The organism is Amedibacillus sp. YH-ame10, from assembly GCF_053848885.1.
Genome location: NZ_JBSPFA010000020.1, coordinates 13622 through 37828, shown reverse-complemented (window position 1 = coordinate 37828; position 24207 = coordinate 13622). Strand labels below are relative to the sequence as shown.

General features: G+C 36.2%; 19 protein-coding genes. 15 read left to right on the top strand and 4 right to left on the bottom strand.

What is annotated here, in order from left to right; translation table 11 throughout:
• The first annotated feature begins 44 nt into the window (after positions 1-44).
• A complete protein-coding gene (locus ACWG42_RS09780) occupies positions 45-1379 on the top strand; it encodes a uracil-xanthine permease family protein (RefSeq protein WP_455791940.1) in 1335 nt (444 codons plus the stop codon).
• 40 nt (positions 1380-1419) lie between these two features.
• Here ACWG42_RS09780 and ACWG42_RS09775 read toward each other — a convergent pair whose 3' ends face one another.
• The 3 genes from ACWG42_RS09775 to ACWG42_RS09765 are packed head-to-tail and all read right to left on the bottom strand — an operon-like array spanning position 1420 to position 3883.
• Positions 1420-2046: a hypothetical protein gene (locus tag ACWG42_RS09775; RefSeq protein ID WP_455791939.1), complete on the bottom strand. Its 627-nt coding sequence runs from the start codon at positions 2044-2046 to the stop codon at positions 1420-1422.
• Positions 2033-2788: an ion transporter gene (locus tag ACWG42_RS09770; protein WP_455791938.1), complete on the bottom strand. Its 756-nt coding sequence runs from the start codon at positions 2786-2788 to the stop codon at positions 2033-2035. The genes ACWG42_RS09775 and ACWG42_RS09770 overlap by 14 nt, the downstream gene beginning before the upstream one ends.
• A gap of 12 nt (positions 2789-2800) precedes the next feature.
• Positions 2801-3883 (bottom strand): hypothetical protein, encoded by a 1083-nt coding sequence (locus ACWG42_RS09765; protein ID WP_455791936.1) that lies wholly within the window; start codon positions 3881-3883, stop codon positions 2801-2803.
• Between the two features lie 204 nt (positions 3884-4087).
• Between ACWG42_RS09765 and ACWG42_RS09760 the strand changes: the two genes are divergently transcribed.
• The 6 genes from ACWG42_RS09760 to ACWG42_RS09735 are packed head-to-tail and all read left to right on the top strand — an operon-like array spanning position 4088 to position 10637.
• Positions 4088-4930 carry a radical SAM/SPASM domain-containing protein gene (locus ACWG42_RS09760; protein ID WP_455791935.1) on the top strand — a complete coding sequence of 281 codons (843 nt, stop codon included), beginning with the start codon at positions 4088-4090 and terminating at the stop codon, positions 4928-4930.
• A gap of 10 nt (positions 4931-4940) precedes the next feature.
• Entirely contained in the window at positions 4941-5654 is a 714-nt protein-coding gene (locus ACWG42_RS09755) for an alpha/beta fold hydrolase (RefSeq protein WP_455791934.1), read from the top strand.
• A 50-nt stretch (positions 5655-5704) separates the two neighbouring features.
• Positions 5705-7714, top strand: a complete 2010-nt coding sequence (gene recG, locus ACWG42_RS09750) for an ATP-dependent DNA helicase RecG (RefSeq protein WP_455791933.1) — start codon at positions 5705-5707, stop codon at positions 7712-7714.
• A 33-nt stretch (positions 7715-7747) separates the two neighbouring features.
• Positions 7748-8431, top strand: coding sequence for a ribonuclease III (gene rnc, locus ACWG42_RS09745; RefSeq protein WP_455791931.1), 684 nt, complete (start codon positions 7748-7750; stop codon positions 8429-8431).
• 57 nt (positions 8432-8488) lie between these two features.
• Positions 8489-9667 (top strand): MalY/PatB family protein, encoded by a 1179-nt coding sequence (locus tag ACWG42_RS09740; protein WP_455791930.1) that lies wholly within the window; start codon positions 8489-8491, stop codon positions 9665-9667.
• Positions 9668-9680: 13 nt separating this feature from the next.
• Positions 9681-10637 (top strand): sodium:calcium antiporter, encoded by a 957-nt coding sequence (locus tag ACWG42_RS09735; protein ID WP_455791929.1) that lies wholly within the window; start codon positions 9681-9683, stop codon positions 10635-10637.
• A gap of 134 nt (positions 10638-10771) precedes the next feature.
• Here ACWG42_RS09735 and ACWG42_RS09730 read toward each other — a convergent pair whose 3' ends face one another.
• The gene (locus ACWG42_RS09730) at positions 10772-11200 is read right to left on the bottom strand and encodes a potassium channel family protein (RefSeq protein ID WP_455791928.1); all 429 of its coding nucleotides are present in this window, start codon (positions 11198-11200) and stop codon (positions 10772-10774) included.
• 145 nt (positions 11201-11345) lie between these two features.
• Between ACWG42_RS09730 and ACWG42_RS09725 the strand changes: the two genes are divergently transcribed.
• From ACWG42_RS09725 to mraY, 8 genes are all read left to right on the top strand, one after another.
• Complete coding sequence (locus ACWG42_RS09725; protein WP_455791927.1) at positions 11346-15683, top strand: PolC-type DNA polymerase III; 4338 nt, start codon at positions 11346-11348, stop codon at positions 15681-15683.
• Between the two features lie 277 nt (positions 15684-15960).
• Entirely contained in the window at positions 15961-16392 is a 432-nt protein-coding gene (mraZ, locus tag ACWG42_RS09720) for a division/cell wall cluster transcriptional repressor MraZ (protein ID WP_455791925.1), read from the top strand.
• Positions 16389-17324: a 16S rRNA (cytosine(1402)-N(4))-methyltransferase RsmH gene (gene rsmH / locus ACWG42_RS09715; protein WP_455791924.1), complete on the top strand. Its 936-nt coding sequence runs from the start codon at positions 16389-16391 to the stop codon at positions 17322-17324. Before mraZ ends, rsmH begins: the two co-directional genes overlap by 4 nt.
• 5 nt (positions 17325-17329) lie before the next feature.
• On the top strand, positions 17330-17641 hold the full coding sequence (locus ACWG42_RS09710; protein ID WP_455791922.1) for a cell division protein FtsL: 312 nt from the start codon (positions 17330-17332) through the stop codon (positions 17639-17641).
• 15 nt (positions 17642-17656) lie between these two features.
• The gene (locus ACWG42_RS09705) at positions 17657-19840 is read left to right on the top strand and encodes a penicillin-binding protein (RefSeq protein ID WP_455791920.1); all 2184 of its coding nucleotides are present in this window, start codon (positions 17657-17659) and stop codon (positions 19838-19840) included.
• Between the two features lie 89 nt (positions 19841-19929).
• A complete protein-coding gene (locus ACWG42_RS09700) occupies positions 19930-21849 on the top strand; it encodes a penicillin-binding transpeptidase domain-containing protein (RefSeq protein ID WP_455791919.1) in 1920 nt (639 codons plus the stop codon).
• The gene (locus tag ACWG42_RS09695; protein WP_455791918.1) at positions 21827-23254 is read left to right on the top strand and encodes a UDP-N-acetylmuramoyl-L-alanyl-D-glutamate--2,6-diaminopimelate ligase; all 1428 of its coding nucleotides are present in this window, start codon (positions 21827-21829) and stop codon (positions 23252-23254) included. The genes ACWG42_RS09700 and ACWG42_RS09695 overlap by 23 nt, the downstream gene beginning before the upstream one ends.
• A complete protein-coding gene (gene mraY / locus ACWG42_RS09690) occupies positions 23245-24207 on the top strand; it encodes a phospho-N-acetylmuramoyl-pentapeptide-transferase (protein WP_455791917.1) in 963 nt (320 codons plus the stop codon). Before ACWG42_RS09695 ends, mraY begins: the two co-directional genes overlap by 10 nt.

Sequence of the window (24207 nt, the reverse complement as noted above, 5' to 3'; positions counted from 1 at the left end):
CGAGACGAATCCCTCTGTTTTTTCATGCGATGAAAGGAGAATGTATGAAAAAAATTATAGAAGAACGTGCGGATGATATCCCTTTGGTATTAGACGAGCATGAATTCTCACAACCGGATAACGGTAACTTACTATTGGATGTTCAAGATAAGCCACAACCATTGCAGTGGTTATTCTTGTCTTTCCAACATGTATTTGCGATGTTTGGGGCAACTATTTTGGTTCCAACATTAACAGGATTTCCTGTTTCAGTTGCATTGTTTGCGAGCGGTATTGGTACTTTGATTTATACCTTTATCACAAAACGTAAAGTGCCAGTATATTTGGGATCTTCCTTTGCGTACATAGGAGCTGTTATCATTGCGGTTGAAGCAATGAATGGGGATGTATCCGCTGCACAAACAGGACTTATGATGGTGGGACTTATTTATGTGATTGTAGCTTGCATTGTAAAAGTGATTGGGAAAGCTTGGATTGATCGCTTGTTACCTCCAATTGTAATTGGTCCAATGATTGCGGTGATTGGATTAGGTCTTGCGGCAAATGCGGTTAAGAATGCTAGCTTTGTGGAAAATGGAGATGGACGTTCCATGTTAGTGGCGGTGGTTACCTTCTTGATTGCGGCACTTATATCTACAAAAGCAAAGGGTTTTTTCAAAATCATTCCATTTCTAGTCGCAATTTTATGTGGATATGTAATATCTCTTTGTTTAGGATTGGTAGATTTTCAAGCAGTGGTGGATGCGAAATGGTTCTCACTACCGGAGTTTATACTACCATTCTCAGTGCCTGGATTCAAAACGTATAGTCTTCACTTTGGACCTGAAACATGGGCGATTTTACCAGTTGCCTTTGTAACGATAGCGGAACATATTGGAGATCATACCGTATTAGGAAAGATTTGTGGTCGTAACTTCTTAAAAGATCCAGGTTTGGATAAAACATTGATGGGAGACGGTATTGCGACAGCAGTATCTGCATTCCTTGGTGGACCTGCAAATACGACTTACGGAGAAAATACAGGCGTTATTGGAATGACAAAAATAGCTAGTGTATATGTTACATCTGGTGCTGCTTGTATTGCCATATTATTATCCTGTGTAGGTAAAATTTCTGCGTTTATATCTACCATTCCAGTTTGTGTTCTTGGTGGTATGAGTATCTTGTTGTATGGGGTTATCGCTAGTAATGGATTACGTGTATTGGTGGATAATCAAATTGATTTTGGAAAACAAAGAAATCTAGTAATCGCCAGTGCTATGTTAGTTATTGGATTAGGTGGAGCAATACTTCCGATTGGTTCTTTTATGACATTAAGCGGTACTGCATTATCTGCTTTAGTGGGAATTATATTAAATCTGATTTTACCAAAGCAATAGAAAAAACTCGTATGTGAAATGTATCCACATACGAGTTTTTTTACTCTTTCATCTCATCATCTTCATGATGGAAATAAGGGTGTTTCCAAGAAACCATACTTGTTAATTTCATATTTATAAAGTTCTTTGGAGTGATTGTGTATAGGAATGGTAGTAGCACAGCTAATAATAGGGAATCGTTAAGTTTTAAAACAGCCGTTCCCAATAAGCAAGCAAGTGGAGCAGGCCACCCCCACTGTAATGCATTTTGATAAAATTGACGTTCCCATCCACTATCTGGAACCCCTGAGGTTCTCCAAAGTGTTAGAAGGGTAGATAATATTGTAGCTAGTACAAAATAGCTTACAAGTGCTATACCAAGGCGTTTCCAAGAGATAACTCCTTGTTTACGTAAGGCAATACCAACACATAAGGCAGCCATGGCACTTACTGCATAATATACGAGAGAACTACTATCGTAAATAACGGCAGCTTGATAGAAGTTGGTTGCGAAAGCAACTAACAATCCAGCCGTTGGTTCCAAAATCATGGCTACATAAGCAGTACCAATATTATCCATCCAAAATGGCAAATGGAATACATGAGCAATCTGATAGAATCCAAGGTTCAAAATCATACCTAACACCATGATGAAGGCATAACGTTTTACATTACTACGCTTTTCCATTATGCTCTTCCTCCTTTTGTTTCTTGCGTTCTAGTTTTCTTTGTTCGCGCTCTTCAATATCACGATGTATTTCTTCTAAGAAACCACCTGTAACAATACCAGCAGGCATTGCGATGACCGCAACTCCAAACAAGGAGGAAATCATACTAATTAATTTACCGACATCGGTATGTGGGAACACATCCCCATATCCAACCGTGGTCAATGCTGTCGTAGCCCAATATAACGCATCAAAGAAATTTCCAAACGTAGATTTCGGTTCATAAACAAACATAATCAACGCAGATACGATGATGTAAAATACCGCAATCAACAAGACGGATAATAAAGTCTTTCTTTCGTTCTTAAACACATTTACAACATGTTGGAAACTTCTTGAGTAATGAATTACCTTTGTTAAACGTAACAAACGCAAGATCATAAAACTCTTTGGAAGTAAACCAATGGATGGAAGGATGGACAAGATATCCATAATGGCAAATGGTGTAATAGGATACATTATAAATGCCCATGGAGAATGCTTCTTCACACGATAATCATGTGTGATCCATCGTAAAATATAATCTAAGAATAATAAATAAACGGTAATTGTTTCAATGGTATTTAAAATATTATTACTTGTACGAAACATCAACGGTACGACACTTACACAAGCAATGAGCATAATATACCAATCATATGCTTTACTAAGAGGGTCGTGGTCATGTGCCTTTTCTATTAGTGTATATATTCGCTCTCTCATGTCTTACACCAATTAAAATATAAAGGCAGCTAATGGCATTAAGATATTTCCTAATAGGATGTAAAGTAATAAAATATAGAACATTCTTCTTCCATAATAACTAGCAAATGCTTTATCTTGATATTTGTTACGTATTCGATTCACATTAATAACGGTTAACGCAACTGCAAGAATGGATAGAACTCCAAAGAAGTTTACATATTCTAATAATCCTAAATCAAGAGCATCTGGTAATAAGTTCGCCCCAACCATAATATTGGATACCGTACCAAATAAAGCTGCAGGTATCATACTTAATGGATCCACATGGTGATAACTACATAAGAACAAGGTAATCAGCACCCAAGTAATCGTACCAACTAAAGCAATAAAACATTTTACATACAAACCAGCACTTGTACGATTGATTTCAATTGCGGTCATATATTCACTAGAAGTGATATCTCCCTTAATTTCTGGATCTCCCGTACTCTTTGTGGTATACCCTGTAACACCCGTACCAAATCGTGTTAAATCATATCCTGTAATGCTTAGGTTTGGATTACAACTACTAAGTTTGTCATCTCCTAAGAAATGTACTTTTTCAATTGGATAATTTGACATAAGATACATACGTAATTGGTGAGATTCTAATGGGAATCGTTTTGTCCAATATTCCTTTGTGACAGTTACATCAACACGTACTTTTTGATAATTCATATTTCCTTCATGATAATCTTTAATAACTTCTTGTTTATTAATCGTTCCCTTATAAATACGGTAATGATTAATCATATTCAATTCAGGATCTCCCTCCCATTTGAACCAGATTTCATAAGAAGCACGGAAACTTGAACCTTTGATATTAATTTCCTTCAAGTTTTCAACGTATGTGCCAACTTCTACTTCAATGGAGTCCTGTCCTCGTTCTTCTACGGCTTGTGTATATTCCACAGGGGTTTTCATATAACTATCCCAATATTCATCCTCTGAGGTCTTATCTTTATAAAGTGTTGTGACAGCACAAGCGATGTAGGTTGTGGCTATCCCAATCACCAACAACATGGTGATCAATAGTCTTTTCTTTTGACCTTTGTCAAGTTCTTTAAACTTCATAATCTTATCTCTCCCTTTTCTATTCATATCTAAAACCTGTACGGCATCATCATTATAGCGTACTTCCTTATCGAATATAAAAAATTGCGAAAATAATTTTTACATATCTTTCCTAGCCTCTCTTTAAAGGTTAATTTTAAAATATAGAAAGCAAAAAAGAATGAATTATTTCTTATAAAATGGTAAGATAGAACCGGTGATTATATGCGATTTAAACGAATTTATATAGAAGTGATCAATACGTGTAATTTATCTTGTTCTTTTTGTATACAAAATCAAAGAGAACCTAGAATTATGGAAGTTACACAGTTTTCAAATATTCTTTCACAAATGAAACCATATTGCGAATATATCTATTTGCATGTGTTAGGAGAACCCTTGTCACATCCTCAATTTAATGAACTTTTAGATGTGGCAAATGACATGGGAATACATGTGAATATTACAACGAATGGAACATTACTAGCAAAACAAAAAGAAGTACTAAAAACACATACAATACGACAGATCAATGTATCCCTACATAGCTTTCCACAACATATGAGAGCACATTATTTTGAAGATGTATTTAGCGTATGTGAAGAACTGGCGTCTCTTGGTGTTTATATCAATTATCGATTATGGAGTATTCAAGAACAAGGATTACAAAGTGAGAGTGAAGATATCTTAAAGGATGTATTAAAACGCTATAACATGGGGAATGAGGAAGTGGATATTAAACGATTACAACGTATTTCACTTCAAAAAAACATATCACTACACTTTGAGGAAGTATTTGCTTGGCCATCGTTACAACATCCTTTTGTGAATGCAACAGGAAGGTGTTTAGGCATGAAGGATATGTGTGCCATTCTTAGTAATGGAGAAGTCGTTCCTTGTTGTTTAGATAGCAAAGGGGAATGTAGCTTGGGAAACATCTATGAACAAAGCTTTGAGGATATCATCACTTCTTCCAAAGCACAAACAATCGTAGAAGGATTTTTAAAAGGGAAAATAGAAGAGGAACTTTGTAAACATTGTTCCTATCGTTTACGATTTTCAAAATAGGAGGAACCATATGCCATATTTTCAAAAAGAAGATTGTCAGATATATTATGAAACGTTTGGAGATTCTTCAAAAGAAGCCTTGTTGATGTTGCATGGGAATGGAGAGAATGGCGCAATTTTCGAAAAACAAATCGCCTACTTCTCTAAAAAATATTACGTAATTACGATGGATATGCGAGGGCATGGGAAATCATCACTAGGAACTACACCTTTAAATTTTGATGTATTTTCACAAGATGTACTTGCTATGCTTGATCTTTTACACATGGATCAAGTTCATATTCTTGGATTTAGTGATGGAGGAAATACAGCGATTCAATTTGCATTGTCTTATGGAAACCGTGTAAAAAGCATCATTGCTAATGGGGCAGACCTTAATACCAAAGGAATTAAGGGGCATATCCAATTCTTTATTGTGCTCGCTTATTGGATGATATTTGTATGTTCACATTGTTTTCATAGCTTGAAAAAAAGAGAACAAGTAATGGGGTTAATGGTACGTTATCCGCATATTACATATGAGCAATTGGAAACTATTGAAATACCTGTACTTGTACTTGTGGGACATAAAGATATGGTGAAAGAAGAACATTCTAAATCCATCGCAACGCATGTAAAACATGGAGAACTTGTTATCTTGCAGGGAAGTCACTTTATTTATAAAGACTGTCCACAAGAATACAATCAAGCTATTGAAAAGTTTCTTACAAGTCAAGGGCAATAGATTGCGAGTTTCTTTCTAATCCGTTATACTTATAGATAGATGGTGATTCAATGGAACTGAAGGATTTACGAATTTCAGATAAGAAAATAGAGATTCTACATATAATGAATGTCTTCCAAGCGGAAGACCTTTTGACATACTATCCTTTCCGTTATGAAGAAATGGCAATTACTCCACGAACTACATGGGAAAAAGATCAAAAAATAACAATAGAAGCCATCATCCTTTCTAGAGCACGTGTGATTCGCTTCAAAGGAAAACAAAGCGTTACGAAGTTTAAAGTACTATATGAGGAAGAAGAGTTTGATATCTCCTTGTTTAATCGACCTTGGGTGAGCACCTTCACGGTTGGAAAATCTATCACTATCATAGGAAAGTATGATGGTGGAAGTCGTATCACCGCATTACAATATAATTTTCAACCCTTACAGGAGCAATTGGGCATCCATCCAGTGTATAACTTAAGGGATGGTATAACACAAAAAGATATTCAAAAATATATAGAAAAAGCATTTGTACAATTACAAGATCAAATACAAGATTTTGTACCAGAAATATTCAAAGAGAAATATAAGTTGATGAATCGAAAAGATGCCTTATATCACATTCATCATCCACAAAATAGAAACGCTCTTAAACAAAGCTTACGACTTCTAAAATATGAAGAGTTTCTTCGTTTTCAACTTGCTATGCAAGCGATTAAGGCAAAAGAAAAAGCCGTTATGCATGGACATCAAAAGGAATTTTTAATGGAAGAAGTAATGGACTTAAAACATACGTTATCCTTTGAATTGACCAATGATCAAAATAAAGTTATTGAAGAAATATTGGATGATTTAAAAAGTGATAAAGTAATGTATCGTATGGTACAAGGAGATGTTGGGTGTGGAAAAACGCTTGTTGCGGCTTTTGGTTTATATGCGTGTGTATTAGCGCATAAACAAGCTGCCTTTATGGCACCTACAGAAATTTTAGCAAAACAACATTACCAAAATTTAAAGAAAACATTTCAAGATATAGAAATTGAAATTGAAGTGTTATACAGCAGTTTAAAGCCAGTAGAAAAGAAAGAAATCTTACGTAGATTAAAAGACAATGAAATTGATATCTTGATTGGAACGCATGCATTGTTTCAAGAAGACGTTGATTTTTATGATTTAGGTATGGTAGTTGCGGATGAACAACATCGTTTTGGTGTATCCCAACGTAGACGATTGTTGGAAAAAGGGGATAAAGTTGACTTCTTATTGATGAGCGCAACACCAATTCCAAGAACGCTTGCGATTTCTTTGTATGGAGATATGGATGTATCCACCATTCAAGAATTACCAAAAGGACGCATGAAAGTAGAGACAAGATTGATCCGTTCTAAATCTATGGCGCCTATCTTAGAAGATGTACTAGAGAAGATAGATCAAGGAAATCAATGTTATGTAGTATGTCCTGCCATTGAAAAAAATGAAGACTATGATATGCGTAATGTGATGGATATTTATGAAGGAATGTGTCAATCCTTAGGAAGACGCTATCAAATTGGACTATTACATGGTAGAATGAGTCCGCAAGAAAAAGATGATGTGATGGAACGTTTTGTAAGTGGTAAGATCGATATCTTGGTTTCTACGACTGTTATCGAAGTTGGTGTTGATGTGAAGAATGCCAATATTATGGTTATTTATGATGCCCATCGTTTTGGATTGAGTCAAATTCATCAACTACGTGGTCGAGTAGGTCGTGGAGATAAGGCAGGGTATTGTTATCTCTTGACAAGCAGTAGTGATCCGGATAGTTTAGCACGTATGAAGATATGTGAGAAAACAAGTGATGGATTTGAAATTGCACGTGCAGATTTACAGCTAAGAGGACCTGGTGATATCTTAGGAACCCGACAAAGTGGAGTACCTGGTTTCATCTTAGGAGACGTGATTCAAGATAGCAATATCTTAGAAGTGGCACGAGATGATGCCACCTACATACTGAAACATATCGAAGAAGCATCTTACGAAGCAATTCGTAACTACTTGAAAACTACAATTGATAGTGGAACATATTTGGATTGATGATATAATAAGAGACAATAAGGAGTGGAAACTATGCATACGATATTTGATTGGCTAAAAGAAAGAAATATCCATATTATCAATAAAGAATTAGTGAACGAGGCATTGACACATTCCTCTTATGTAAATGAACATAAAGCATTGGATTGTGATAATGAAAGATTAGAATTTATGGGAGATGCGGTATTGCAGTTGTGGTCGACTCAAAAACTGTTTAAATTAGAACCGATTTTGAGTGAAGGACAAATGACAACGCTTCGTGCCCAACTTGTTTGTGAAGAAGCCTTAGCTGAGTACAATCGTACTCTTGGTTTAGGAAAGTACCTTCGTTTAGGCGTTGGGGAAGAAAAAACAGGTGGACGTGAACGTGATTCCATTCTTGCGGATATGTTTGAAGCATTGTTAGGCGCAATTTATTTAGATCAGGGAATGGAAGCTGTAAATATTATATTAGAAAGTGTGTTAACACCAGCAATCAATCAACCCAAAAGTGAAAGAGTGATTGATTATAAGACAAAGCTACAAGAATACATACAATCCGATTCACGTAAAACCGTGCATTATGAAACAGTCAATGTACTTGGACCTAGTAACAAACCTGAATTTGAAGTCGTCGTTAAATTAGATGAAATTAATTTGGGGAGAGGTAAGGGTTTCTCAAAAAAACGTGCAGAACAAATGGCTGCGAAAGATGCATTTGAAAAAATGGCAAAATAGATACCGGTTAGGTATCTATTTTCTGGTTCATTAGGATATATATAAGAGGTGAGTGTAATGAAACAATATAACTTTGATGAAGTAATCGAAAGAACAGGTACAAACAGTGTGAAATGGGAAGCAGATTTTCATACACAAGCAAAACAGATTTATCCACTATGGGTGGCAGATATGGATTTTGCATGTTGCGATGAGATTATAGATGCTCTTCATAAACGCGTGGATGAACGTATTTATGGATACAATAAAGGATTCGATGAGGAATATAAAGAGGTCGTAACTTCTTGGTTTAAGAAACGTTTCGATTGGATTGTGGATAAGAATGCAATCTTTCATTGTGGTGGGATAGTATCTGCACTTGCGTATGTGTTGGAAATCTTAAGTGATGAACAAGATGGCATTATCATTCAAACACCTGTATATCATCCATTCCGTAAAAAAATAGAAGCAACGAAGCGCAAGGTTGTGGAAAACCCTCTTATAAATACAGCGGGATACTATACAATGGATTATGTAACTTTAGAACAACAGATGAGTCGAAGCGATGTAAAAGGTATGATTCTTTGTTCCCCTCATAATCCTGTGGGAAGAGTTTGGAAAGAAGAAGAGTTGTTGCGTGTGGTTGAAATTGCGAAGAAATATGATAAATGGATTATATCGGATGAAATCCATTGTGATATTATACGTAGCAATCAACAACACATCCCTTTGTTAAAGTTGTGTAAGGATTACGAACATCGTATCATCGCGTGCACTGCACCTAGTAAAACCTTTAATTTAGCAGGTCTTCAAAACAGTAATATCATCCTTCCTAATAAAGAATATCAAACTTTATGGAAAGAGTATGTACAAGAACGACTTTCCATTTCTACCCCTAATAGTTTTGCGCTCAGTGCATGCATTGCGGCATATGAACATGGAGAAGAATGGCTACAACAAGTGAATACGTACATCGATGGAAACATTCGTTGTGCAACAGAGTATTTAAATACGTACTTAAAAGATGCAGTAGTGACGTATCCAGAAGGAACGTATTTGTTATGGGTGGATGTGAGAGCGTACTGTCAGGATGAGAAAAAACTGGAACAAGCATTACGATCACATGGCGTCATATTGAATGAGGGCTATATCTTTGGAAAAGAAGGTTCATGTTTTGAAAGAATCAATGTTGCCTGTCCCAAAGATTTGTTAATGCGTTGTCTTGAAGTGTTCACAACAGTGATAAAAGAAGTATAGAAAGGATGTTTGTATGTTATATTTACAATATATTATATTAGCGATTTTTGTAGTGTTTTTTTCTGTCAGACTATCGTATTATGTGGATTGTCTAGATAAGAAAACATCTTTATCAGGTGCATTTATTGGTGGGGTTTTATTAGCTGCCGTAACATCACTTCCTGAGTTATTTACATCTCTTACAGCGGTGTTGGCTTTACAACAACCAAGTCTTGTACAAGGGAATGTACTAGGAAGCAATATCTTTAATCTTTGTGTGATTGGAGGGCTGATGTTGTTTAGTGTGCGCAGATATCAAAGTGCATCCTTATCCAAATCACACACATCTACGTTACTCTATGGAATTGTAATGTACGCGCTTGTGTTCCTGGCAATTCTTTATCCCCAAGAAATTCGTCTTGGCTTCTTGAATGTGAATCTTATGTCCATTCTTATTCTAGTAGTATATGCAATCAATGTGAAATTCATGGGCAATGATGAAAGTGTTCAAAATGAAGAAACAGTTTATATTTCACTTACTTTAAAACAAATCGTAATTCGTTTTATCGCATATAGTATTGCGCTTGTCATAGTTTCTATTTTATTGACAACGGTAACAGATAAAATAGCAGATGAATTAAACTTAGGCGCAACAGTTGCTGGAGCTATCTTCTTGGGCGTGGCAACATCACTTCCAGAACTTAGCGCATCCGTGAATCTTGTGCGCATTGGTAATTTCAACGCCTCTTTTGGAAATATTGTAGGAAGTAATTTATTTAATTTCATCATTCTTTGTTTTGCGGATGTAATCTTCTTAAAAGGAAGTATCTATATTCATGAGACACAAGTGTTGAACTTATTAGGGTTTGGCGTGTTATCTATGATTGCGACTTTAGGGGTGATTAAGTTTAAGAAGCATCGCATACTTGTCTTATTATGTAGTGTATTGATATTAGCTTCGTATGTAACAAGTATCGTGTTGTCTATTTAAGAAAGAATAAAAACAAAAGAAAGTAAAAGGATAACGCAATAAGGTTGTCGTAGGATACATATATTGTGTTCTACGGCTTTTTTACAGTAATAAACAGGAGTAGAAAGAGCATCTTCATATTATGGGGTAGCTTTCTATTGTTTGTGTTTCTTTCTTCGCGATTTAGCTTGAGTTGCTATTTCGCTTAATTCTTCCTTTGATAATTCAGGTAAGTGTTCTAGTTTATCGAGGAACAACATCATACTTTCGTCTGATTTCATCTTCATGATTTCTGTATAATAGCTTACCAATACACCAGGAATAAGCGCAATCACTATGATGCCATAGAGCGCAATTACAACAATGATAATTCTTCCAATGAGTGTAGTCGCAGTAAAGTCTCCAAAGCCTATTGTGGTAACTGCGGTAAAACAAAACCATAAAGCATCTCCGTATGATTGGATGCCAGGCTCCACTAACAAAATGAAGAATGCGGCTATTAACGTAAACCCTATAAAAGAGGTGACGATTTTATCGGTGTTTGTGAATCTTAAGATTCGTATGAATACGCGAGAATTTTTCATTTGGAAGTACTCCTTTTCTGTTCTTATCTATTTATCATTATACCGTATAGAAACGATTCAAGAAAAGGAAAATGAGAAATGCATAAAGTAATTAAAATTTCATTGAAAATATGGTATCATATAGAAAGTGGAAATGAGGTATTTGATGGAATTAAAATTGATAGATTTAGTGCGTAAAATAGATGAGAACTATTCCGATTTAGGATACTTTGAAGATGGTTCTTTTACTATGAAGCCAGTATATATGAAGGGTAGTAATACGTTACGATTGGATGTTCGTTTAAAGACTCCTTTACCATATGAGGTATGGGATGTTTTTTGTGTACGATTGATGAAAGCGACACGTTGTAAAGTAGATATGCATATTCAATGTGATCAACCGAGTGCGGATGTTTTAAATGTTTCCAACTATATACATCATTTCGTTAGTTTACAACCTCATTTAAAATTGTTTTCTGAGTTCCTTCCTAAAATTGAAGAGGATAAATATGTTATCTATCAAATTGGGGATGAAGCTTGTAAAGATAAGGCAATTCAAAATAAGCATTTAGTAAAAGATTTTCTTGCGAAGTGTGGATTTGATTTAGAGATTCATGTGGAAGATATGAAAATTACACAGAACGTACAAAGTGTACGTGTACGTGATGATGCGCCAAAACCTATGAAAATCTTTGAAGAAAAGAAGGCGATGAACTTTAAACCGAAAGGGAAAAAGGGATTGGATCAATATATGGCATTCTCTATTCATGATATTAGCGAAGAATGTCACGGCGTAAAGATACAAGGGAAAATATTTGAGAGTGAAACAAGAACTCTACGTACAGGGAAAGATATTCAAACGTTATGGATTGCGGATGAAGATGATGCGATTGTCATGAAACGTTTTGAACGTGGTGCCATTACAAAAGAGGTACTGGGTGAAATCAAGGTAGGAGATATGGTCATTGCTTATGGAAAGGTAGAGTTTGATTCCTTCTTGCGTGATCTTGTATTTATGCCAGATGTTATTGAGAAAATTCATGAAGTAAAACGTGTGGATGAGGCAGAGGTAAAACGTGTAGAATTGCATGTACATACCAAGCTTTCAGAAATGGATGGCGTTTGTAATATTGAAGAGTATATCAATGCGGCAAATGAATGGGGAATGGATGCGGTCGCATGTACAGATCATTTAGTAGTACAGGCGTTCCCAAAAGCACAACACAAAGTATCTGCCATTAATAAAGGCAGAGAAAAACCATTTAAAATGATTTATGGGATTGAAATGAACATGGTAGATCCTAAGTTACAGATTGTACGCAATATCGCAGATATCGAGTTAGAAAAAGGAACGTATTGCGTATTTGACTTAGAGACTACGGGGTTATCAAGCCGATTTGATCATATCATTGAATTTGGTGGTCAAATTGTGAAGGACCGTGCTTGTGTAAAGAGTTTACAGATGTTTATTAAACCACCTGTTCCTTTGAGTGCGTTTACTACGGAATTAACAGGTATTAGTGAAGAGCATATGAAAGATGCCAAGCCGTTTGCGCAGTGTATTGATGAAATCCTTGAGTTTATTGGGGATAGCATCTTGGTTGCGCATAATGCAAGCTTTGACTACAACTTTTTGAATGATGAACTCGCTCGTATTGGAAGACCTCCATTGATGAATCCAGTTATCGATACATTGGATTTAGCAAGAAGTATGCAAGCGGATCGTAAAGGATATCGTTTAGGACAGATTGCTCGTTCTTATGGTATTCGATATGATGAAGATGTTGCCCATCGTGCGGATTATGATGCGGAAGTACTAGCTCAAACATATATGAATATGTTGAATGACTTAAAGGAAATCAAGAATCTACAAGAACTTCAAGATATGCAAAGTGATGGAAGCTTTCGAAAAGTACGTACCAAACATGTTACGATACTTGTGAAGAATATGGCGGGTTTAAAAGAACTTTTTGAATTAGTGACATTATCGCATACGGATTATTTGGCCTATAACAGTAAGTCTACTAACAACATAGTGGCGGAACCAAGAATTGTACGTAGTGAAATTGAAAAACGTAGAAGAAATGGAAACTTGTTAATTGGTTCTAGCTGTTTAAATGGCGAAGTGTTTGATATGGCACAGACGCGTAATGAAGAAACATTGTTGGAAGTGATGCAGTTCTATGATTATATCGAAATACAACCGTTGGGGAATTATAAGCATTTGATTGAACGTGATTCCATAGGAAGTATGGATCGTTTGAAAGAAATCTTACAATCAATTATGGATGCGGCTAATAAGTTAGGAAAAAGAATTGTGGCTACTGGGGATTGTCATTATGTACATCCAAATCAAAAAATGATTCGCGATATTTATATTTCATCCCAAGCAATTGGTGGAGTACGTCATCCTTTATATATCTATAATCAAGAAAAACGACGTAAAATTAAAGCGCCAAGCCAACACTTCCTTACTACAAATGAAATGTTGAAAGAATTTGAATGGGTTGGAAATAAAAAGGCATATGAGTATGTAGTGGAGAATACCAATGCAATCGCAGATATGATAGAGTTGGTATTACCAGTAAAAGATCGTTTGTATCCACCAGATATCGAAGGATCTGATCAAAAGCTAATTGATATATGTTATGAAAATGCACATAAGAAATATGGGCCTAATTTACCTGAAATTGTGGAAGAGCGATTGAAGCGGGAATTGGATAGTATTATTGGACATGGTTTCTATGTGGTTTACTATATCTCTCATCTTCTTGTGAAGAAGAGTTTGAATGATGGATATTTGGTTGGCTCACGTGGTTCGGTAGGTTCTAGTTTTGTTGCTACAATGTCGGAAATTACTGAGGTAAATCCACTCGCACCGCATTATGTGTGTCCAAAGTGTCATTATGTAAAATTCTTTACAGATGGAAGTGTGGCGGATGGATTTGATTTGCCTGATATTCAGTGTCCAGAGTGTGGCGAAACCATTCGTGGAGATGGACATGATATTCCATTTGAAACGTTCTTAGGTTTTGAGGGGGATAAAGTTCCCGATATCGATTTGAACTTCTCAGGAGATTATCAACCAACAGCACATGCATATACCAAAGAAGTATTTGGTGATGATCACGTATATCGGGCAGGTACCATTGGTACTGTTGCGACACAGACAGCCTTCGGGTATGTAAAAGGATATGAAGAGGAAATGGGTATTGAGGGTACTATGCGTAATGCGCAAGTACTTAATCTAGCAAAAGGGTGCGAAGGTGTAAAACGTACTACAGGACAACATCCTGGTGGTATCATTGTCATTCCTTTGGATTTGGATGTGCATGATTTCACTCCTGTGCAATATCCTGCCAATAACCCTTATGCCGATTGGAAGACGACCCATTTTGAATTCCATGACATTCATGATAATGTATTAAAGTTTGATATTTTAGGACATGTCGATCCAACTGCAATGAAAATGTTGGAAAGAATCAGTGGTATTGATCCAGTAAGTATTCCAATGAATGATCCAGCAACTATGAGTATCTTCTCTAAAGTAGATGCTTTAAAAATTGATACATCAAGATCTACAGAGAAGACAGGAGCTGCGGGATTACCAGAGTTTGGTACACCGTTTGTACGTGGCATTTTGGAACTTACACAGCCAACGACCTTTGATGAACTTCTAAAGATATCCGGATTGTCCCATGGTACTGATGTTTGGTTGGGAAATGCCAAGGATTTAATCGATCAACAAATCTGTACCTTGAAGAGTGTTATAGGTTGTCGAGATGACATCATGGTATATTTGTTGCATAAAGGGCTCGCGCCAAAACTATCCTTTACAATCATGGAATCTGTACGTAAAGGTAAGGGATTAAAAGATGAATGGATTCCAGAAATGAAAAAGTGTGGAGTGGAAGACTGGTATATTGATTCTTGTTTGAAAATCAAGTACATGTTCCCGAAAGCCCATGCGACGGCATACGTTATGATGGCCATTCGTATCGCATGGTTTAAAGTGCATAAACCACAATACTATTACTGCATGTTCTTCTCTATTCGTTGTGATGCTTATGATATTGAAACGATGATTAAGGGGGAACAAGCAATTCGTCGTAAGATGACGGATATCGATGATCGTTTAAAAGATAACAACTTAAAACGTGATGTGACAAAGAAAGATAAAGATATTTACAATACACTTGAGTTAGCACTAGAAATGGTACTGCGTGGTTTCTTTTTTGAAAATATCGATTTGAATCGTTCTGCGTCCAATGAGTTTATTGTAGATCCAGAAAATGAATCACGCATCATACCTCCTTTTACATCCATCGATGGACTTGGAGAGAACGTTGCGGATACAGTGATTGAAGCACGTAAAAATGGTCCTTTCTTATCAAAAGAAGACTTGCAAAGACGTACGTCATTAAGTGGAACATTGGTAAAGAAACTAGAATCCATGGGTGTACTTGAAGGCTTGCAAGATGAGAACCAAATGGCATTGTTTTAAGAACAGGGAAACCTGTTCTTTTTGTATGTTAGAGTAGAAGGAGGTTTCAAAAGAGAATGTGATGAATTTTAAACAAGTTTTCGTATAAGACTTAAAATACAGGGGTATTGAAAAATGTCCTTCTTTTTTTTGCGAAAAATTCTACTTATATGAAAGGGAGGGGAGAATTTCAAAACTTAATAAAAAAACATAAAAAATATATATACAAAATATAAAGAAAAGGGTATAATGGTGGTAGATAGTAGCGCGAAGTGGTAGAAAGTGGAGGAAATGGCTTATGTTCATGGGTGAATACGCTCATAATATTGATAAAAAAGGTCGTATTATTATCCCAGCCAAATTCCGTGAGGAACTTGGTGAACAGGTAATTGTCACAAGAGGTCTTGATGGCTGTCTTACGATCTATACCAATGAGCAATGGCAGACAATTTATGAACAGTTGTTGAAACTGCCTTCTACAAAAAAAGATGCTCGTATGTTTGTACGTATGATGACGAGCAAAGCTGCTGAATGTGAAATTGATGGTCAAGGACGTATCTTGATACCTGCACCGCTCATTCGTATTGGTGAATTGGTAAAAGAATGTATGGTCATTGGTGCTGCTAATCATGTAGAAATTTGGTCCAAAGAGAAATGGGATCCAGTGGACGATGAAGCAAATGCGACGTTTGAAGAAATCGCAGAAAATCTTACGGAGTTCATGTTATGAGTAAACATTACAGCGTTCTCTTAGAAGAATGTATCGAAGGATTACATATAAAACCCGATGGTATTTATGTAGATGGAACCTTGGGAAGAGGTGGACATAGTTGTGAAATATTAAAACATATTCCACAAGGTCACCTATATGCGTTCGATCGAGATGAAACAGCAATTGCAGAGTCAACACAACGTTTACATGAAATTGGTGACAATTTCACCCTGATTCATAATCAGTTTTCAAACTTGAAACAGGAATTACATAAATTAGGCATTGAACATTTTGATGGTATGTTACTAGATTTAGGAGTTTCATCTCCTCAATTTGATGATGCACAACGGGGCTTTAGTTATCGTTACGATGCGTTATTGGATATGCGAATGGATCAAACACAAGCAATTAGTGCTTATGATATCGTTAATACATATGATTATCATGAATTGGTTCGTATCTTCTATCAATATGGAGAAGAAAACTTCGCTAAACAAATCGCAAGAAAAATTGAAAAACAAAGAGAAACAAAACCAATAGAAACAACCTTTGAGTTGGTAGATGTCATCAAATCTGCTTTACCATCCAAAGTGCTAAACAAAAAAGGACATCCTGCAAAGAAAGTATTTCAAGCAATACGAATTGCGGTGAATGATGAACTCAAAGAAATTGAGTTAGTCCTACAGGATGCACTAGATATGTTAAATGTAAATGGAAGACTCTGTGTGATATCCTTCCAATCCTTGGAAGATCGCATTGTAAAAGAAGCATTCCATAAAGTTGCGACACCTAAAAAAGTGGACAAACGTATCCCTATCCTTCCAAAGGATATGGAAGAAGTACCATTTCGTTTGGTGAATCGCAAACCTATTACAGCGAATGAAGAAGAACTAGAAGAAAACAATCGTTCTCATTCCGCTAAACTTCGAATAATTGAAAGAGTAAGGTGAGTTATATGGCGAAGGCAAAATTAGTAAAAAGAAAAAGAAGATTAAGAATCGAGGCAATAGCGACATTAGTATTTACATTGTCAATTTTTATGTATCTTGGCGCTATTTTTGGACTTCAGTCATACAATATCATGTTGCAAAAAGAAGCACAAAATATTCAAGAAAAGGCAGGTACTTTAAAAGCTGCTGTCGCAAATCTTGAAACGGATGTAAATAACCTTGAAAACCGTGAACGAGTGGTAGGTATGGTTGAATCCGAAGGAATCAGCTATAATCAAGGAAATATAGTAACAATCGAAGATGAGTCTTCCAAGTAATAAAGGCGTGATTAAATGAATCCCAAAAGAAGCAATCGAACCTTATTTTTTACACTAATCATAATGGGGATTATTGGAGCAATCGTTATTTCCAATGTCCTTTTTACTATGGTTACACATACGCATCTACGTAGTGGTATCAATATAAAGGAATACAAAGATTCTTCTATATCAAATACGAATGTTATTAAGGCAAAACGTGGAACCATTTATGATCGCTCAGGGGAAGTAATCGCACAGGATGAAGATTCTTATACAATCATTGCGTATCTAGATAAATCGCGTAAAGGAATTGGTGATAAGCCAGCCTATGTTGCGGATGTTCGTAAAACCGCAAGACTATTAGCAACGAAACTTGATATGAGTGAAGATGACATTTATCAAAAACTAAGTGACGCTAAGGAAAAAGGGAGCTATCAAACCTATTTAGGTACAAAAGGAAAGAATTTAAGTACGAATGTTAAAGAAGGCATTGAGTCTTTAGAATTGCAAGGGATTTCCTTTGAAAAGTCTGTAAAAAGAAATTATCCAAATGGTATATTTGCTTCACAACTCATTGGATTTGCACAATATAGTGATACAGATGAAATGCTTGCAGGTGTACAAGGGCTTGAAAGTACATTAAACGAGTATTTGACTGGGACGGATGGATTAGAAACCTATCAAAAAGATGTAAATGGAAATATCATTCCAGGTACACCATATACAAAAGAATATGAACAAGACGGAAATAATGTAACCCTTACCCTTGATCGTAACGTACAACTTACGTTACAGAGCAGTTTACAGAAGACGGTGGAAAAATCAGGTAAAATAGGTTGGGGAATTGTCATGGAAGTGGAAACAGGGAAAATATTAGGGTATGCATCGTATCCGACATATGATTTGAATACACGAGAAGGCTCTGCAGAAAATGGAACCAATGTCCCTGCTATGTACCTTTATGAACCAGGTTCTGTTATGAAGGGAATCACATATGCGGCCGCAGTTGATTCTGGGGTATATCCTTATGACACAAATTTTTCAAGTGGAACCTTCTATTATAATGTAGATGGTGATGGTAAAATTTATCGCACCTCCGCAAATGATGGACCCTATGCGGCGATTCAAGATGCATTGGGTAAAAATCATGGTACTTTATCATTTGATAAAGGATTTACTATTTCGAGTAATATTGGGATTTGTGAGTTACTTTCAAAGTATATGAATCCAGAGGTATACAAAGAGTATGTAGAAAAGTTTGGCTTTGTAAAACAAGTTGCGATTCCTTTTGTGAACAATGAGGCTGGTGGCATGAGTTGGACTTATCCATCCGATAAATTATCTGTTGGATTTGGACAGGCAATACAAATAAATGCGCTCCAAATGGCACAAGCTTATACAGCGATTTTAAACGATGGGAAAATGGTGCGTCCATATGTTGTAGAACGTATTACAGATGCCAATTCCAATAAAATCATCAAACAATATGGTACCAAACAAGTAGGTACTCCAATTTCACAAAAAACGAGTGAATATATGCGTAGTTTGATGAAGACGGTTGTGGAAGATAGTGCGGGGACAGGACAAGCGTATCGTTTAGATGATGTAAGTGTCATTGCGAAAACTGGTACAGGGGAAGTTGCCACAGCAGAAAAAGGATATAATTCAGGAATTTGGACAAGCTCTGTTATGCTGGCAGCGCCTTATGACGACCCAAAAGTCATGGTGTATTATTGTTTCCAAGGTTCTGATATTATTAATTTTGATCGTTCTCCTATGAAAGATGTTATGCGTGCAGCACTTGTCGCAGCGAATGTTTCTAGTGGCGCAAATGCATCCGAAGAAAAGAAAACATATTCTGAATGGAAAGATTATACAATGCCTTCCATTACCAACCATACTTTAGAGTATGCGAAAAATAAGCTAGTAGATATGAAAGTTGGACAGATTGTAATTGGAGATGGAACAAGTGTAGTTAAGCAGTATCCTGCTAGTAATTCTACGATTGTATCGAATCAAAATGTCTTTATCTTAACCGATGGGGCAGTTATCACGATGCCAAACATGAGTGGTTGGACAAAGAAAGATATTACTGCATTTTGGGAATTGACTGGCATTTCTGTAGAAATGGATGGTTCAGGAGTTGTGGTGAGTCAAGATATCGCAGAAGGTAAGACGATTGATAAAGATAGTATCATAAAAGTAAAAATGGAATAAATGAGCACTCGAGTCCTTGGATTTGAGTGTTTTCTATTTCATTATCATTTTTTATATGTCTTCGTCATAAGATACAACGAGGTGATATCATGATCCGTGGTAAAGTAAAGAGTCGAATACATATTATATTCTTATGTGCAATGATGATATTTGCATGCATCTTAGGTAAGCTTGGGTACGAACAAATTTTTCATCATACGGACATCATGGAAAAAGCCTTAAATCTTTGGGAGAGGGATTTTACGGTGGCAGGATTACGTGGGTCGATTCTTGATAAAAATGGAACTGTACTCGCTCATGATATCCCAAGTACATCGGTGATGGTGGTGCCTGCCCAAATTACAGACGCAAGTGGTACAGCGAAACAACTTGCGAAGATACTAGAAGCAGATGAAAAAAAGATTTATGAAACGATTAGTAAAAAGGTAAGTACACAAAAGATACAACCAGAAGGAAGGCTTATTAGCAATGAGAAAGCAAATGCATTAGAGGCTTTGGATTTGCCAGGGGTATACTTGGTACAAGATTCCTTGCGTAATTATCCTAATAACAATTATCTTGCGCAAGTATTGGGTTTTACTGGGATTGATAATCAAGGACTTGCGGGTTTAGAGTTACAATACAATGATATTCTTACTGCACAAAGTGGTGCCTTAAACATTCCATTTGATGCGAAAGGACACAACGTTGAATTATACAATGAATCTTATGAGGCCCCTGGAAGAGGAATGGATGTCGTATTAACCATCGATGCGAAGATACAAGATATCGTAGAGCGAGAAATGAACAATCTTGTAAAACGATACAAGCCGAAGAGTTGTTTAGCACTTGCGATGAATCCGAAAACAGGAGAGATATTGGCGATGGTATCAAAGCCAGACTATAATCCAAATAAATATCAAGAGTATTCTAGTGATATTTATAATCGAAATCTTCCTATTTGGATGAGTTATGAGCCTGGTTCTACTTTCAAGTCGGTAACCTTTGCGTCAGCTTTAGAATTAAATTTGTTTGATATGTTTAAAGATACCTACTATGACAAAGGGTATGAAATGGTAGGGGGTGCTAGAATCAAGTCTTGGAAAGCTGGAGGACATGGACAACAGACGTTCTTACAAGTGCTTGAGAACTCTAGTAATCCAGGGTTTGTGGAAATCTCTAGACGTTTAGGTTTAGATAATGAATATGAGTATGTGAAAAAATTTGGATTTGGAGAGAAGACAGGAATAGATTTACCCGGAGAATCTAAGGGGATCATGTTTAAAAAGAGTGCGATGGGAGAAGTAGAACAAGCAACCGTAGCCTTTGGACAAGGATTGAGTGTAACACCAATTCAGTTAGTTACTGCATTCTCTGCGATTGTGAATGGAGGCACTTTATATGAACCATATATTACAAAAAGTATCAATGATCCGATTACCCATGATCCGATATTAGAATATAAACCAACCATCAAACGTAAAGTAATTAGTGAAGATACAAGTAAAAAAATGCGCTATGCATTAGAGAGTGTTGTAGCCAATGGTGGTGGTAAACAAGCCTATTTAGAAGGATATAAAATCGGTGGAAAAACAGGAACTGCACAAAAGGCAGAAAATGGAGTGTATTCAAGTTCTAGTTATATTCTATCTTTCTTATCTGCGGCACCAATTGATGATCCTGAAATCGTACTTTATATTGCGGCCGATAGTCCACAAAATAATATTCAATACGGGGGTACGGTGATTGCGCCAATCGCAAAAGCTTGTTATGAGGATATCTTGCCTTATTTAGGAGTCAAGAAAGTAGACGATCAAATACCAAAGAAATTGGTATGGCCAGAAACAGAAAATATCAAAGTTGCGGATTTCGTTGGGAAGAAGAAAAAAGAAGTAGTACAAGAAGGTGTACGTTTTAGTTTTATTGGTGAAGGAGATACTGTGTTAGAACAAATGCCAGAAGCTGGCACAACCTTCAGTTCACAGGGAGGGGAGGTTTGGATTTATCTTGGAGACGATAACGTTAAGTAAACTATTGGAAGCACTACAAATTCCTTGTCAAGATGATAGGATTGTAAAAGGGATCAGTGACCATAGTAAAGAGATACAAAAAGATTGGGTATTTGTGTTACGTGATCATAGTGAACATGCGAAAGAATACGCAAAGGAAGCATTAAAGAATGGTGGAGTTGTGTTATGTGATCAAGAACTGCAACAAGAACATGTATATAGAGTGGCACATATTGAATTTGTTGTAGGGGTGTTGATCAATAGGTTTTATGGAGACTTATGTACTGCGTTATGTGTTATTGGGGTAACGGGAACAAGTGGGAAAACAAGTGTTGCCTCTTATATTACACAATTATTGGAAATGGAAGAGAAAAGGGTATTGCAGATTGGGACTGGATTTATAAAATATCATCAACTGATAGAAAGAACACATAATACGACTCCCGGGTGTTTTCAACTCGCGCAATGGTTTCAAAAGGCATTGGACTTTGGATGTGATTATATAGTAATGGAAGTAAGTTCACATTCAATTGATCAAAATCGTATACGTTTTATTAACTTTGATATGATTTTATATACCAATATCACACGAGATCATTTAGATTATCATTTAACTTCAACACATTATCGCTATACAAAGTTTAAATTGCGTCAATACTTAAAGACCAATGGCGCCATCATTTATAATGCAGATATGCCATATATGCAAGAGCTTGTTCATCTAGCGAATTATAATTGTATTTGTTTTGGTATGGATCAAGCACATTTTCCTATTCGTAAAGTTATGCTTAGTGATCATGATATTGCGTTTGAGGTTCAAGGATATCCATATCGTGCGCCTTTGTTGGGAATGATCAATGTTTATAATTTATGTGAAGCATTGATAGCGGTGCATCGATTAGGGACAAGTTATGAGCGTTTACAAGACTTGGTTGGTGGAATGAAGGGTGTTGCGGGAAGAATGGAACTAATAGAGGCAAATGATTTTTATATTTGGTTGGATTATGCGCATACCTATGATGCGTTAAAGAATCTTTTGGAATTTGCGAATCTTGTGAAAAAGGGAAGAATCATAACACTGATTGGATGTGGGGGAGATCGCGATCGTAGTAAACGTCCTATGATGGCGGATGTAGCCTCTACGTATAGTGATATTGCGATTTATACAAGTGATAATCCTAGAGGAGAAAGTGTATATAAAATTCTAGAAGATATGTGTCTTCATCCACATGATAATGTAAGGATTTTTGAGAATCGTTATTTTGCGATAAAACATTCTGTTAAAATTGCCCAAAAAGATGATATAATAATAATCGCTGGAAAAGGAGACGAGGATACCATCACCATTCGTGTAGTGGAATACCCCTTTTCTGATCGCTCTTGTATATACAAGTTGCTATATAAGGAGGAACTAGAGTGGAATTAAAATATCTACTTGCATTCGGATGTAGTTTGGTAGCGACCTTCATTGTCATGCCAATCCTCATTCCGTTTCTACATAAAATCAAATTCGGACAAAGTGTTCGAGAAGAAGGACCAAAAAGCCATATGGCAAAAACAGGAACGCCAACCATGGGTGGGTGTGTCTTTGTAATTGTCCCAGTATTGGTATTGTTAATCTTGGATTATAAAGCATTCTTTTCAAAAGAAATGTTAATTGTAGTCTTTGCATATCTTGGGTATGCAATGATTGGGTTTATTGATGATTTCTTAATTGTTGTGAAAAAGAATAACGATGGATTAAAACCGAAAGTTAAATTTCTAATGCAATCTGTACTAGCTATCGTCTTTTATTTGTTTTATCAATCCATGGCGGCTACATTTGTAGAAATACCAGTGTTCCATATGACAATTGAACTAGGATTCTTGTACTTTGTGTTAATCTTTATCATGTTTACGGCAGAGAGTAATGCGGTCAACTTTACAGATGGTTTGGATGGACTTTGTGCTGGGACTTCTCTTATCGCGATTGCGCCATTTATCATCTTTGCCTTACTACAAGAAAATAGCGATTTAGCAATGTTCTTGTTAGCGGTCAGTGGAAGTCTTTTAGGGTATTTACGATTCAATATTCATCCTGCGAAGATTTTTATGGGGGATACAGGATCTCTCGCCCTTGGTGGTTTGATTGCGGCATCCGCTATGATTTTGAAAAAAGAATTGTTATTGTTAGTGATTGGTGGCGTGTTCTTAATGGAAATGTTATCTGTTGTGATTCAGGTTACCTATTATAAACGTACGAAGAAAAGAATTTTCCGTATGGCACCTCTTCATCATCATTTTGAAGAAGGTGGAATGAAAGAGACACAAGTAGTGATTATGTTTTGGAGTATTGGTTTTGTACTAGCAGCTATAGGATTATGGCTAGGGGTGATATAA

Excerpts from the sequence above, each read along its gene's own strand:
- ACWG42_RS09755 (WP_455791934.1), top strand. The coding sequence starts at position 4,941 with ATGCCATATTTTCAAAAAGAAGATTGTCAGATATATTATGAAACGTTT.
- ACWG42_RS09775 (WP_455791939.1), bottom strand. The coding sequence starts at position 2,046 with ATGGAAAAGCGTAGTAATGTAAAACGTTATGCCTTCATCATGGTGTTA.
- ACWG42_RS09700 (WP_455791919.1), top strand. The coding sequence starts at position 19,930 with ATGATCCGTGGTAAAGTAAAGAGTCGAATACATATTATATTCTTATGT.
- ACWG42_RS09730 (WP_455791928.1), bottom strand. The coding sequence starts at position 11,200 with ATGAAAAATTCTCGCGTATTCATACGAATCTTAAGATTCACAAACACC.
- mraZ (WP_455791925.1), top strand. The coding sequence starts at position 15,961 with ATGTTCATGGGTGAATACGCTCATAATATTGATAAAAAAGGTCGTATT.
- ACWG42_RS09705 (WP_455791920.1), top strand. The coding sequence starts at position 17,657 with ATGAATCCCAAAAGAAGCAATCGAACCTTATTTTTTACACTAATCATA.
- ACWG42_RS09710 (WP_455791922.1), top strand. The coding sequence starts at position 17,330 with ATGGCGAAGGCAAAATTAGTAAAAAGAAAAAGAAGATTAAGAATCGAG.
- rnc (WP_455791931.1), top strand. The coding sequence starts at position 7,748 with ATGCATACGATATTTGATTGGCTAAAAGAAAGAAATATCCATATTATC.
- ACWG42_RS09770 (WP_455791938.1), bottom strand. The coding sequence starts at position 2,788 with ATGAGAGAGCGAATATATACACTAATAGAAAAGGCACATGACCACGAC.
- ACWG42_RS09760 (WP_455791935.1), top strand. The coding sequence starts at position 4,088 with ATGCGATTTAAACGAATTTATATAGAAGTGATCAATACGTGTAATTTA.
- ACWG42_RS09765 (WP_455791936.1), bottom strand. The coding sequence starts at position 3,883 with ATGAAGTTTAAAGAACTTGACAAAGGTCAAAAGAAAAGACTATTGATC.
- ACWG42_RS09725 (WP_455791927.1), top strand. The coding sequence starts at position 11,346 with ATGGAATTAAAATTGATAGATTTAGTGCGTAAAATAGATGAGAACTAT.
- rsmH (WP_455791924.1), top strand. The coding sequence starts at position 16,389 with ATGAGTAAACATTACAGCGTTCTCTTAGAAGAATGTATCGAAGGATTA.
- recG (WP_455791933.1), top strand. The coding sequence starts at position 5,705 with ATGGAACTGAAGGATTTACGAATTTCAGATAAGAAAATAGAGATTCTA.
- ACWG42_RS09735 (WP_455791929.1), top strand. The coding sequence starts at position 9,681 with ATGTTATATTTACAATATATTATATTAGCGATTTTTGTAGTGTTTTTT.
- ACWG42_RS09780 (WP_455791940.1), top strand. The coding sequence starts at position 45 with ATGAAAAAAATTATAGAAGAACGTGCGGATGATATCCCTTTGGTATTA.
- ACWG42_RS09740 (WP_455791930.1), top strand. The coding sequence starts at position 8,489 with ATGAAACAATATAACTTTGATGAAGTAATCGAAAGAACAGGTACAAAC.